12 protein-coding genes are annotated in these 12,777 nt (G+C 71.1%); 6 read left to right on the top strand and 6 right to left on the bottom strand.

From position 1 onward, the window contains the following. Positions 1–6: 6 nt before the first annotated feature. Positions 7–1,254 carry an ATP-binding protein gene (locus ABIA32_RS06330; protein ID WP_370092856.1) on the top strand — a complete coding sequence of 416 codons (1,248 nt, stop codon included), beginning with the start codon at positions 7–9 and terminating at the stop codon, positions 1,252–1,254. A gap of 228 nt (positions 1,255–1,482) precedes the next feature. Here the strand turns inward: ABIA32_RS06330 and ABIA32_RS06325 are convergent, their stop codons facing one another. Then, positions 1,483–2,007 (bottom strand): GtrA family protein, encoded by a 525-nt coding sequence (locus ABIA32_RS06325; RefSeq protein WP_370092855.1) that lies wholly within the window; start codon positions 2,005–2,007, stop codon positions 1,483–1,485. A gap of 188 nt (positions 2,008–2,195) precedes the next feature. Between ABIA32_RS06325 and ABIA32_RS06320 the strand changes: the two genes are divergently transcribed. From ABIA32_RS06320 to ABIA32_RS06305, 4 genes are all read left to right on the top strand, one after another. After that, the gene (locus ABIA32_RS06320) at positions 2,196–3,335 is read left to right on the top strand and encodes a 5-(carboxyamino)imidazole ribonucleotide synthase (RefSeq protein WP_370092854.1); all 1,140 of its coding nucleotides are present in this window, start codon (positions 2,196–2,198) and stop codon (positions 3,333–3,335) included. Next, positions 3,332–3,868, top strand: coding sequence for a 5-(carboxyamino)imidazole ribonucleotide mutase (gene purE / locus ABIA32_RS06315; RefSeq protein ID WP_370092853.1), 537 nt, complete (start codon positions 3,332–3,334; stop codon positions 3,866–3,868). The genes ABIA32_RS06320 and purE overlap by 4 nt, the downstream gene beginning before the upstream one ends. Positions 3,869–3,870: 2 nt before the next feature. Further along, a complete protein-coding gene (locus ABIA32_RS06310) occupies positions 3,871–5,064 on the top strand; it encodes a dipeptidase (RefSeq protein ID WP_370092852.1) in 1,194 nt (397 codons plus the stop codon). Positions 5,065–5,312: 248 nt separating this feature from the next. Beyond that, complete coding sequence (locus tag ABIA32_RS06305) at positions 5,313–6,905, top strand: amidohydrolase (protein WP_370093152.1); 1,593 nt, start codon at positions 5,313–5,315, stop codon at positions 6,903–6,905. A 9-nt stretch (positions 6,906–6,914) separates the two neighbouring features. On the opposite strand, the gene ABIA32_RS06300 is transcribed toward ABIA32_RS06305, so the two are convergent. Next, complete coding sequence (locus ABIA32_RS06300) at positions 6,915–7,583, bottom strand: MerR family transcriptional regulator (RefSeq protein WP_370092851.1); 669 nt, start codon at positions 7,581–7,583, stop codon at positions 6,915–6,917. Positions 7,584–7,641: 58 nt separating this feature from the next. Between ABIA32_RS06300 and ABIA32_RS06295 the strand changes: the two genes are divergently transcribed. Further along, positions 7,642–8,292 carry a DUF4188 domain-containing protein gene (locus ABIA32_RS06295; protein ID WP_370092850.1) on the top strand — a complete coding sequence of 217 codons (651 nt, stop codon included), beginning with the start codon at positions 7,642–7,644 and terminating at the stop codon, positions 8,290–8,292. Here the strand turns inward: ABIA32_RS06295 and ABIA32_RS06290 are convergent. The 4 genes from ABIA32_RS06290 to ABIA32_RS06275 form a co-directional block, all read right to left on the bottom strand. Then, positions 8,264–8,674, bottom strand: coding sequence for a CoA-binding protein (locus ABIA32_RS06290; RefSeq protein WP_370092849.1), 411 nt, complete (start codon positions 8,672–8,674; stop codon positions 8,264–8,266). The two genes, ABIA32_RS06295 and ABIA32_RS06290, sit on opposite strands and share 29 nt — an antisense overlap. A 69-nt stretch (positions 8,675–8,743) precedes the next feature. Beyond that, positions 8,744–10,057 carry a UDP-glucose/GDP-mannose dehydrogenase family protein gene (locus ABIA32_RS06285; protein ID WP_370092848.1) on the bottom strand — a complete coding sequence of 438 codons (1,314 nt, stop codon included), beginning with the start codon at positions 10,055–10,057 and terminating at the stop codon, positions 8,744–8,746. Between the two features lie 11 nt (positions 10,058–10,068). Beyond that, positions 10,069–11,526 (bottom strand): nucleobase:cation symporter-2 family protein, encoded by a 1,458-nt coding sequence (locus tag ABIA32_RS06280; RefSeq protein WP_370092847.1) that lies wholly within the window; start codon positions 11,524–11,526, stop codon positions 10,069–10,071. Positions 11,527–11,614: 88 nt separating this feature from the next. Beyond that, entirely contained in the window at positions 11,615–12,769 is a 1,155-nt protein-coding gene (locus ABIA32_RS06275; protein WP_370092846.1) for a low temperature requirement protein A, read from the bottom strand. Positions 12,770–12,777 lie beyond the last annotated feature (8 nt).

Here is a 12,777-nt window from a genome sequence, read left to right as displayed (position 1 = left end):
GGTTCGGTGAGGCGGAGGCTGCTGAACTCCACGCTGGCTGTGGTGCTGGTGACCGTCGCCCTGTTCAGCGTGCCGCTGGCGCTGGTCGAGAAGCGCAGCATCGAGGGCGCGGCGCAGGACTCGGTGAAGACCGAAGCAGTGCACCTGCTCGGTGTGGTCGAGAACCGCTACGCGGCCAAGGAGCCGATCGACCCCTCGGCGCTGACCGGTCTGAACGACAAGGGTTCCCAGCGCTACGCCACCGTCCAGATCCCCGGCCGGGAGACGATCAAGCTCGGGAGTCCGCCCACGGGCGACAACCCGGTGACCGCGACCGAGACCGGCGCGCACGGCGAGACGGTCGTCGTCCAGGAGTCCCGTGAGCCGGTCGACTCGTCCGTGCTGCGGATGCTGCTGCTGCTCGCCGGTGTGGCCGCGCTGACCGTCGCGGCGGCGATGGCGCTCGCGATCTGGCAGGCCAAGCGGATCACTCGCCCGTTGCTCGAACTCGCGGAGACCGCGGAGCGCCTCGGCTCCGGCGACCCGCGACCGCGACAGCGCCGCTACGGCATGGCCGAGCTGGACCGCGTCGCCGAGGTGCTCGACCAGAGCGCGGAGCGGATCGGCCGGATGCTGACCGCGGAGCGCAGGCTCGCCGCCGACGCCTCGCACCAGCTGCGGACGCCGCTGACCGCGCTGTCGATGCGGTTGGAGGAGATCGTAGAGACGGACGACTTCGGCACGGTGAAGGAGGAGGCCGCGATCGCCCTGGGCCAGGTGGAACGCCTGACGGACGTGGTCCAGCGGCTGCTCACCAACAGCAGGGAGTCGCGGAACACGTCGGCTGTCGCCTTCGACATCGACGAGGTCATCAAGCAGCAGGCGGAGGAGTGGCGCCCGGCGCTGCGGCGCTACGGGCGCAAGCTCTACCTGGAGGGCCCGCCCGGACTGTGGGCGGTGGGCACGCCCGGCGCGGTGGCCCAGGTGATCGCGGCGCTGATCGAGAACTCGCTCATGCACGGTGACGGGTCCGTCACGCTGCGGACCCGGGTGCGGGACACGAAGGTCGTCATCGAGGTCCAGGACGAGGGCGCCGGCGTACCCGACGAGCTGGGCGCGCGGGTCTTCGAGCGGGCGGTCAGCGGCCACAACTCGACTGGCATCGGCCTCGCCGTCGCCCGCGACCTCGCGGAGGCGGACGGCGGGCGTCTGGAGCTGCTCTCGCAGCGACCCCCGGTCTTCGCGCTGTTCCTCACCGGTTACCACGAAGAGTGACTTGCAGCACGTCAGGGGCGCGAGGAACTGCGCGAGAAACCACCCTGTGCGGATGGCCCTGCGCGTTGAGGACCATCCGCATGCCGGTGGCTTGTCGCGCAGTTCCCCGCGCCCCTGGGAGGTTGCAACTGGCCCTCCGTCGTGACGTGTCGCGCCCACGCGGCGGAGCCGCATATCGGCAGAGCCTCGCGCCCCTGAGGCAGTGCAACTACCTCGCTTGCGGAAGGCTCAGCGGGCGCTGCGGGAAGCAGCCGCGCGCTTGACGTGCTCGGCGGCGAGGATCTGCTCAGCCGCCTCCACCGCCTCCTCGACCTGGGGCACGGCCTTGAAGACCCACGTGCGGTAAGCCCAGAAGCGGAAGAGCGTGGCCACGCCGATGCCCACCACCGTGCAGATCATGTTCTCCAGCTTGGTGTGGAAGCCCAGACCGTAGGTCAGCGCGAACAGCACACCGTTCTGGATCACCAGACCGACCCCGCTGAAGATCAGGAACAGGGTGATCTCCCGCGACCTGGTCTTCTTGTCAGCGTCCCGGTACACCCAGTAGCGGTAGCCCACGTAGTTCGTCGCGATAGCGATCAGGGTCGCGACGATGTTCGCGCGCACCGGCTGCATGAAGTCCAGCAGCACCGCGAGCGCGACCAGCTGGATCACGAGGCCCGATATCCCGACGATGCCGAACTTCGCCACCTCGTTGGCAAGGCGGCGCAGAGCACTCGGCGTACGTCCACCGCTGAGGGGGGTTACGGTCATGGCTGCTGGTTTCCGTCTCTACTCGGCGCGGAGAACCGCGCACGATGCCTGGGTGCCCTACACGACGATAGACGGCGCGCCGGTGTGACAAATACTTCTCCTGTTAAATCCTCATGGAACTTTGCCCCACCTGCACCTGCTGCGACGTGGGCGGATCCGGGCATTCCGGGTACCGATATCCTTGCGGTGTGACTTTTCCCGTGGTTGGCATGATCGGTGGCGGGCAGCTGGCCCGGATGGCGCACGACTCGGCGATCCCGCTGGGCGTGCGGTTCAAGCTGCTGGCGGACACGCCGCAGGACTCGGCGTCCCTGGTGGTGGGCGACGTCGTCCTCGGCGACTACCGCGACCTCGACACGCTGCGCCGCTTCGCGGCCGGGTGCGACGTGATCACGTTCGACCACGAGCACGTGCCGACCGAGCACCTGCGCACCCTCCAGGCCGAGGGCGTCGTCATCAGGCCGGGGCCCGACGCGTTGGTGTTCGCGCAGGACAAGGGCCTGATGCGGGCCAAGCTGGACGCCATCGGGGCCCCCTGCCCGCGCCACCGGCTCGTCGCCGACCCGGCCGACGTGACGAAATTCGCCCAAGAGGGTGACGGGTATCCCGTCGTGCTGAAGACCACCCGTGGGGGTTACGACGGCAAGGGTGTCTGGGTTGTCGCCGACGAGGCGGAGGCCGCAGAGCCGTTCCGCGCCGGCGTGCCCGTGCTCGCCGAGGAGAAGGTCGACTTCGTCCGCGAGCTCGCCGCCGACGTCGTGCGCTCCCCGCACGGGCAGGCCGTGGCGTACCCGGTCGTCGAGTCGGTCCAGGTGAACGGCATCTGCCACGAGGTCGTCGCCCCCGCCCCCGAGCTGCCGGACTCCCTCGCCGCCCAGGCTCAGGCGCTCGCGCTGCGGATCGCCGGGGAGCTGGACATCACCGGCCACCTCGCGGTCGAGCTCTTCGAGACGCGCGACGGCCGGGTGCTGGTCAACGAGCTGGCCATGCGTCCGCACAACTCCGGGCACTGGAGCATCGACGGCGCGGTCACCTCGCAGTTCGAGAACCACGTCCGCGCCGTGCTCGACCTGCCGCTCGGCGACCCGCGTCCGCGTCAGCCGTGGACGGTCATGGTGAACGTGCTCGGCGGGGACTACCCGGACATGTACAGCGCGTACCTGCACTGCATGGCGCGCGATCCCGGGCTGCGCATCCACATGTACGGCAAGGACGTGAAGCCCGGCCGTAAGGTGGGCCACGTCACAGTGTTCGGCGACGACCTGGACGACGTGCGCGAGCGCGCCCGTCACGCCGCCGCCTACATCCGAGGGGACATCACAGAATGACCGAGAACGGGCGTCCGCTCGTCGGCATCGTCATGGGTTCGGACTCCGACTGGCCGGTCATGGAGGCCGCCTCGCAGGCGCTGGAGGAGTTCGAGGTCCCCTTCGAGGTTGACGTGGTCTCCGCGCACCGGATGCCGCGCGAGATGATCTCCTACGGCGAGCAGGCCGCGGGCCGCGGCCTCAAGGCGGTCATCGCGGGCGCGGGCGGCGCGGCGCACCTGCCGGGCATGCTGGCCTCGGTCACCACGCTGCCGGTCATCGGCGTGCCGGTGCCGCTGAAGTACCTGGACGGGATGGACTCGCTGCTGTCCATCGTGCAGATGCCGGCCGGGGTGCCGGTGGCCACGGTCTCCATCGGCGGCGCCCGCAACGCGGGCCTGCTGGCGGTCCGGCTGCTGGCGGCGTTCGACGCAGACCTGGCGCAGAAGATGGCGGACTTCCAGCAGGAGCTGAACGAGCAGGCCGCGGAGAAGGGCCGCAAGCTGCGGTCCAAGGTCGCGGGCGGCGGCGCCAGCTTCGGCTTCGGGGGCTGAGCGTGGTGGCGGACGCCGAACTGCTGGCGGAAGCGCGTGATCTGCTGGCCGAGTACCCGATCGTGGACGGGCACAACGACCTGCCGTGGAAGCTGCGCGAGCAGGTCGGCTACGACCTGACGCGACGTGACATCGCCACGGACCAGCGCGCCCACCTGCACACCGACCTCGCCCGGCTGCGCGCGGGCGGCGTCGGCGCGCAGTTCTGGTCGGTCTACGTGCCGTCGAGCCTCGGCGGGGACAACGCGGTCAGCGCGACGCTGGAGCAGATCGACTGCGTGTACGCGCTGGTCGCCCGCTACCCCGACCGGCTGCGGCTCGCGCTGAGCGCGGACGACATGGAGCAGGCGCGGGCCCGGGGCCGGATCGCCTCGCTGCTGGGCGCGGAGGGCGGCCACTCGATCAACGACTCGCTGGCGACGCTGCGGGTGCTGTACACGCTGGGCGTGCGCTATCTGACGCTCACGCACAACGACAACACCGCCTGGGCGGACTCCGCGACGGACGAGCCGAAGGCCGGCGGCCTGACCCGCTTCGGCGAGGAGGTCGTCCGCGAGATGAACCGCCTCGGCATGCTGGTCGACCTCTCGCACGTGTCCGCCGACACGATGCGGGCGGCGCTGCGGGTGACGCGGGCGCCGGTGATCTTCTCGCACTCCTCCGCGCGTGCGGTCTGCGACCACCCGCGTAACATCCCGGACGACGTGCTGGCGCAGCTGCAGGCCAACGGCGGTGTGGCGATGGCGACGTTCGTGCCGAAGTTCGTGCTGCCTGCGGCGGTGTCGTGGACGGAGGACGCGGACGCGAACATGGTCGAGCACGGCTTCCATCCGCTGGACCTCTCTCCGGCGGGGCTGGCGGTCCAGGCCGCGTTCGAGGCGGCGAATCCCCGCCCGGTGGCGACGGAGGCGACGGTGGCCGACCACCTCGACCACTTGCGTGAGGTGGCCGGCGTCAACCACATCGGTGTGGGCGGCGACTACGACGGCACGGCGTTCACCCCGCAGGGACTGGACGACGTGGCGGGCTACCCGAACCTGATCGCCGAACTGCTGAGGCGCGGGTGGTCCCGCGCGGACCTCGCGAAGCTGACCTGGGGCAACGCGGTCCGCGTCCTCCGCGACGCCGAGCTGGTCGCCCGCGACCTGCGCGGGCAGGCGCCGTCGATCGCGACGATCGACGGCCTGGACGGCTAGCTTTTCCCTCAGGGGCGCGGGGAACTGCGCGAGCAACCACCCTGTGCGGATGGCCCTGCTCCTTGAGGACCATCCGCATGCCGGTGGCTTGTCGCGCAGTTCCTCGCGCCCCTGAGGTGGTGCAACGTGCCCTTCGCGTCCGCGGCTGAATCTTGCGGTTAGCATTCCTGGTGACAACGCCGTTGACAGGGGGATACCGCGTGGTAAACGACATCGACGTCCTCTTCGTGGGCGGTCCCGTCCTCACCATGGACGCCGCCCGGACCAGGGCGACCGCCGTCGCGGTCAGTGGGCAGCGGATTCTCGCCGTCGGGCACGACGACCTGCGGGAGCTCGCGGGGCCTGGGACCGAGATCGTCGACCTGCGCGGACGCGCCCTGCTGCCCGGCTTTCAGGACGCTCACGTCCACGCCGTGTACGCAGGCGTCGAGATGGGCGAGTGCGACCTCTCCGGGGCCACCGACCTCGGCGAGTACCGGCGTCGCATCGCCGAGTACGCCGCCGCGCAGCCGACCCGGCCGTGGATCACCGGCGCGGGCTGGGCCATGGAGGCTTTCGAGGGCGGGTTGCCCAGCCGGGCCCAGCTCGACGAGATCGTGCCGGACCGCCCGGTCTTCCTGCTCAACCGCGACCACCACGGCGCCTGGGCCAACACCCGCGCCCTGGAGATGGCCGGCCTCACCGCAGACACGCCGGACCCGGCCGACGGCCGGATCGAGCGGGAGCCCGACGGCACGCCCGGCGGCATGCTGCAGGAGGGCGCGACGGTTCTGGTCGCCCGTCTGGTGCCGAAGGCGACGGTCGAGGACCGCGTCAAGGGGCTGCTCCGCGCGCAGGCGCACCTGCACTCGCTCGGGATCACCGCCTGGCAGGACGCCATCCTCGGCGTCTTCAACGGCCAGCCCGACGTCTCCGACGCCTACCTCGCCGCCGCGGCCGACGGTCGGCTGACCGCGCGCGTCAACGGCGCGCTGTGGTGGGACCGCGAGCGCGGGGCCGAGCAGATCCCCGAACTGGTCGCCAGACGCGACAAGCTGACGGTGGGTCGGTTCCGGGCCGGTTCGGTCAAGATCATGCAGGACGGCATCGTCGAGAACTTCACCGGGGCGATGACCGTCCCCTACAAGGACGCCTGCGGCTGCGCGACCGGCAACGCCGGCCTGAGCTTCGTGGACCCGGTCGCGCTGCGTTCGCACGTCACCGAGCTGGACGCGCTGGGCTTCCAGGTGCACTTCCACGCCCTCGGCGACCGCGCGGTGCGCGAGGCGCTGGACGCGGTCGAGGCCGCCGTCGTGGCCAATGGCCGCCGCGACAACCGGCACCATCTCGCCCACCTGCAGGTCGTCCACCCCGAGGACGTCCCGCGCTTCGCGCGGCTGGGGGCGGTCGCGAACCTGCAGCCGCTGTGGGCGGCGCACGAGCCGCAGCTCGACGCGCTCTGCATCCCCTTCCTCGGTGGCGAGTTGGCCTCCTGGCAGTACCCCTTCGGCGACCTGCTGCGGGCAGGCGCGACGCTGGCCGCGGGCAGCGACTGGCCGGTGTCCACGCCGAACCCGTGGGAGGGCATCCACGTCGCGGTCAACCGCGTCAACCACGGCGACGACCGCGAGGTCTTCCTCCCTGAGCAGCGCCTGGACCTGACGACGGCGATCGCCGCCTACACGGCGGGCAGCGCCCACGTGAACCACCTCGACGACGCCGGCGTCATCCGCCCCGGCGCCCTCGCCGACCTGACGGTCCTGGACCGCGACCCCTTCGCGGGGCCGCAGGAGGAGATCGGCGCGACCCGCGTCGAGCAGACCTTCGTCGGCGGCGAGCGGGTCTTCGCGCTCGGCGGGTAGCAGTCGCCGCTACGCGGGTGCGTCCGTCGGCTCGGCGTGCAGCAGTCTGGCGGCGGAGACGTCCTCATGGGCCAGCCGCCGCAGCGACAGCAGCACCGGTTCGTAGAGGAGGGTGTAGGCGATCATCGCCTCGATGGCCTCCTCCATGACCGGGAACTCCTCGATCACCTGGTACTCCGCCTCGGCGATCGGCTGCAGCGCCTCGGCGTAGTGCCGCAGCACGTCCGTGCTGCTGCGATAGCCCAGCGCGCGCAGCGTGCTGATGGCCTGGGTCAGCGTGTCCACAGCGGGGGCGGCGTCGTGGATCCGCCAGCCCAGCTCGCGCTGCAGCAGCTGGAGGACCTCCCCGCGCAGCGCGTTCCAGGCGTCTCGTTCAGGGGCGTCCTCCGCCGGGGGCGTGACGTGCGGGGGGAGCATGTACTGGGCGACGCCGAGGCGTTCGTGCCGCCCGAAGGCCGGGTCCTCGGCGACGGCGAGCACGTCGCGCGCCTGGGCGACGGACATGCCGCCGACGGTCAGCATCGCCCGGACCAGGCGCAGCCTGCGCAGATGCTCCTCGTCGTACTCGGCCTTGCGGGCGCTCACCGGGGTGCCGGGCGACAGCAGGCCCTCGCGCAGGTAGTACTTGACGCTGGCGACGGAGACTCCGCTGCGTTCGCTCAACTCCGAGAGCTGCAAGGGAGAATCTCCGTTCTGACGGCTCGACAGATGCTATGGATAGTGCCACTATCCATCTATGGATGGAATCGACAGGACCAACGGTATACGTCTGCTCGCCCGTCTTGAATGGACCCGTCCGGGCCCCCGCACCGCCGAGTACGGGCCCGGACCGATGCGCGGCCGGTTCACTGCCGAGAACGGCGAGCCGGTGGCGATCCTGCTGATCGGACTGCGGGTCAACCGCTGGCGCGCGGTCCGCTCCTGGCTCCCGGTCGCGATGGCGATGCCGCGCATGCTGCGCGAACTCGCCGCCGACGCGGACAGCGGGCTGCTGGGCTACCGCATGCTCCTGGGCCCTGCCCCCGGGCAGGCGACCGTCATCCAGTACTGGCGTCGCGCCGGCGACATCCGCGCCTTCGCCCACGCCCCCGACCGTGGCCACCGCCCCGCCCAGGACGCCTTCTGGAAGCGCTACTTCAAGAGCAACGGCGCCATCGGCATCTGGCACGAGATGCTCTCGATCCGCGCGGGGGCCTACCAGTGCCTCTACGGGGACATGCCCCCGATGGGTCTCGGCGCCATCATGGGCCTCGATCCGGCCGTCGCCACGCCCGACGGCCACGGCTACGAGCGCGGCGAGGACCCGCTCTTCGCCGCGACCACCGAGGCGGAGGCCGATGCCGCCCTGGAGGAGGCGTTCAGTCGCCGAGACGCGGGATCTCGATAGCCGGGCACCGGTCCATCACCATCGCGAGGCCCGCCTCGCGGGTGCGCGCGTAGGCCTCGACGTCGATGACGTCGAGCTGGAACCAGACGGCCTTCGCGCCGATCGCGACGGCGTCGTCCGCGACGGCTCCGGCCAGGTCGCTGTTGACGAACACGTCCACCACGTCCACCGGGAACGGCACCTCGGCGAGGCTCGCATAGCCCTGCTCGCCGTGGACGGTCTCGGCCTTCGGGTGGACGGGGACGATGCGCTTGCCGTAGCGCTGGAGGACCCGGGCCACGCCGTAGGCGGCGCGGTGCTCGTTGGAGGAGAGCCCGACGATCGCCCAGGTGTCACCGGACTCCGTGAGGATCTTCCGTACCGTCTCGCCGTCGCCGTACACGCGTCGCCTCCGCCTCCTGGTCAACCGCTGTAACCGCTTCCGCCACGGACAACCAGGGTCCGCCGCCGGTCATTCCCCCGGGCGTCCCAGCGCGCGGTACGTCCAGCCCGCGGCGCGCCAGCGCTGGGGGTCGAGGACGTTGCGGCCGTCGAGGATGCGGCGTTCGGCGACGATCGAGGAGAGGGCGGCCGGGTCGAGGTCGCGGAACTCCTGCCACTCCGTCAGGTGGAGGACGACGTGGGCGCCCGCCGCCGCTTCGAGCGCGGTCGGGGCGAAGGAGAGGCCGGGGAAGAGCTTGCGGGCGTTGTCCATCGCCTTCGGGTCGTAGACGGTGACCTGGCCGCCCTGCAGCTGGATCTGCGCGGCGACGTTGAGCGCGGGGGAGTCGCGGACGTCGTCCGAGTTGGGCTTGAAGGCGGCGCCGAGGACGGCGATGCGGCGGCCGAGGAAGCCGCCGCCGCACTGCTCGCGGGCCAGCTCGACCATGCGCGAGCGGCGGCGCATGTTGATCGAGTCGACCTCGCGGAGGAAGGTCAGCGCCTGGTCCGCGCCCAGCTCGCCCGCGCGGGCCATGAAGGCCCGGATGTCCTTGGGCAGGCAGCCGCCGCCGAAGCCCAGCCCGGCGTTCAGGAACTTGCCGCCGATGCGCTCGTCGAACGCGAGCGCCGCCGAGAGCTGGACCACGTCCGCGCCAGAGGCCTCGCAGACCTCGGCCATCGCGTTGATGAAGGAGATCTTGGTCGCCAGGAAGGAGTTCGCCGCCGTCTTCACCAGCTCGGCGGTGGCGAAGTCGGTCACCACGAAGGGCACCCCGGCCTCGGTCAGCGGTGCGTAGACCTCGCGCAGCACCGCCTCCGCGAGCTCGCTGCGGACGCCGACGACCAGACGGTCCGGGTGCAGGGTGTCCTGCACCGCGTAGCCCTCGCGCAGGAACTCCGGGTTCCAGGCCAGCTCGACCGAGGCGGGCGCGACCCCGGCCAGCCGTTCGGCCAGCCGGGCCGCGCTGCCGACCGGGACGGTCGACTTGCCGACGACGACCGCGTTCTCGCGCAGGTGCGGGGCGAGGGAGTCGAAGGCCGACTCCACGTACGACATGTCGCAGGCGAACTCGCCCTTGCGCTGCGGGGTGTTGGTGCAGACGAAGTGCACGTCACCGAAGCCGCCGACCTCGGCCCAGTCGGTGGTGAAACGGAGCCGGCCGGAGGAGACGTGGCGCTCCAGCAGCTCGTCGAGGCCGGGTTCGTACATCGGGGACCGGCCCTGGGAGAGGGTGGCGATCTTCTCCGGGTCGATGTCCAGGCCCAGCACCTCGTAGCCGAGCTCGGCCATGCAGGCTGCGTGGGTCGCGCCCAGGTATCCGGTTCCGATGACGGTGATCCTCATGGCTCCGGAGCCTACCCGGTCGGTGCTCCCGCCCGGTCGGGAGCGGAGGCGACGATTTCGGTCGGGAGCGGCAGGGCCGGGCGGCGGCCGAGCTGGTTGAAGAAGATGTTCAGGGTGATGGCCACCAGGCAGCCCGCGCTGATCCCGGAGTTCATCACCGTCTGCACCAGCTGCGGGAAGTGCGCGTAGAAGTTGGGCGCCGCGATCGGCAGTACGCCGAAGCCGAGCGCCACCGCGACCGTCAGCAGGTTGCCGTTCTCGTCCAGCCGCGCCGCGGTCAGCGTCCGGATGCCGCTCGCGGTGACCGTGCCGAAGAGCGCAAGACCGGCCCCGCCGAGCACGGGCTGCGGCACCACGCTGACCAGCGCGCCCGCCACGGGGAAGAGGCCGAGCAGGATCAGGATCACCCCGCTGGTCGCCACGACGAAGCGGCTGCGCACCTTGGTCAGCGCGATCAGGCCGATGTTCTGGGCGAAGGCGGTGGCGGCGAAGCCGTTGAAGAGGGCGGCCAGGACGGTGGCCGCGCCGTCGGCTCGCAGGCCGCCCTCGATGACGCGCTCGTCGGCGGGGCGTTCGACGATCTCGCCGAGGGCGAGCAGGTCGGCGGTGCTCTCGGTCATCGAGACCAGCATGACGATCAGCATCGAGATGACCGCACCGAGCTGGAAGGTGGGCGCCCCGAAGTGGAACGGCGAGGGCATCGAGAAGACCGGCACCTTGCTCAGCGCGCCGAAGTCGCTCTTGCCCAACGGGATCGCCAGCAGCGTTCCCGCGGCCAGGCCCAGCAGGATCGAGATGCTGCCGAGGAAGCCGCGCAGGAAGCGGTTGAGGATCAGGATGACCGCGAGCGTCACGCCGGCCAGGGCGATGTTGGAGGCCGAGCCGAAGTCGGCCGCGGTCGGGTTGCCGCCCTGCGCCCAGCCGGCCGCCACCGGAAAGAGGGAGAGACCGATCAGCGTGATGACGGTGCCGCTGACCACGGGTGGGAAGAAGCGGTTCAGCCGGCCGAACCACGGAGCGGCCAGGAACGCGGCCGCGCCGGCGATCAGCAGGGCGCCGTAGATGGCGGGCAGCGCCTGGCCCGGATGGGACTGCTTGACGATCGCGAGCATCGGCGCGACGCCGGCGAAGCTGATGCCGTTGACGAAGGGCAGCCGCGAACCGATCCGCCAGAAGCCGAGAGTCTGCAGCAGCGTCGCGATGCCGGAGGTGAGCAACGCCGCGCCGATGAGCAGGGTGAGTTCACTGCCGGTCAGGCCGACGGCGGTGCCGACGATCAGTGGCGGCGCGACGACGCCGGCGTACATCGCGGCGATGTGCTGGAGGCCGTAGGCGACGAGTTTCGGCGGCGGCAGCAGTTCGTCGACGGGGTGGGGGCTGGACTGGTTGTGGGACGCGGGCGAAGCAGGCACTCGGGACCTCCGGGGGTGGCCAGGGCGAGGCAGAATTCCGCGATGTGGTATCCGCATTTCGACTGAAGGAAAACGTAGGTCTGGCCAAGATCCGCGTCAACAGAATGTGTAAGGCTTTGGAGGAATCTCTAGGCCGTTCGGGGGCTCAGATCGTGTGGTTCGGTGAGCGCTCGACCCGCACATACTCCACGACGTTCAGCAGGACCAGCGCCGCGGCCAGCGCGCCGAGAGCGCCGAGGGCCGGGAGGCGGGAGCAGAGCGGCGCGATCAGCAGCACGACCGCCGCCGCGATGATCCTGGTCCAGGCCATGGCGCGGAACATGCGCCAGCGGGTGTAGCCGAAGGTCGCCAGGAACAGCGCGCAGCCGCCGAAGAGCAGGGCGAGCGCGCCGGTCGGCAGTCGCTCGCCGGGGTGCGTCGCAGCGGCCGAGACCCCGGCGGCGAAGGCGATCACGCCGCCCGTGAACGCCAGATGCCCGTACGAGAGCACCTGGCGCACGATGTCCGTGGGCGCCTGGGTGGTGGTCATCGCGTGCCGCATCGCGTCCGCCGCGTAGCCGTAGTAGACCCACCACAGGCCGCAGGCGGCGACGAACGCGACGGCCACCGCCAGTACCTCGTCCGCCCGCAGCGTCGGCCCGGCCGCGACCGGTCCGCCGATCGAGACGATCGCCTCGCCGAGCGCGATGAGCAGGAAGAGCGCGAAGCGCTCGGGCAGGTGGGTGGGGTGGAAGCGGATCGCCCGCAGCTGACGGCGGGCCAGCATCGGGGTGAGCAGGTCCAGCACGGCGGCGACGGCCCAGAGCAGGACCCTGAGGTGGCCGTCGTGGACCAGGCCGCCGACCAGCATCAGCGGGCCGGTGACCAGGGCGCCCACGCCCATCGGGCCGACCAGTACGCCTCGGCCGGCCGCTATCTGACCACCCAGCAGCCAGCGGGCGGCGAGGTAGGAGGCGCCGAGCAGCAGCCCGCGCGACCCGTACGCCTGCGGCAGTGCGAGCGCGAGGAAGAGCCCGCACAGTCCGACGGAGAAGATGCCGATCCGACCGCGCGGGTTGTCCATGTCGCGGGTGTTGGCCAGCACGCTGGTGCCGACCCAGCACCAGTAGACGGGGATGAAGACGATCAGCGCGCGGCCGACCCCGGCCCAGTCGTGGTCACCGTGCAGCAGGCCGGAGATCTGGGTGATGCACAGGACGAAGACGAGGTCGAAGAAGGCCTCCGCGTAGCTGACCCGCTTCTCCGCCGGCTCCTCCCGACCCTCGGCGTCCTCCTCTGCCAACCCCACCCCGTCCGTCATGTCGCCAT

It is taken from the genome of Streptacidiphilus sp. MAP12-20 (assembly GCF_041262525.1).
GTDB lineage: Bacteria > Actinomycetota > Actinomycetes > Streptomycetales > Streptomycetaceae > Streptacidiphilus.
This window is presented reverse-complemented; position numbering and strand designations above follow the sequence as displayed.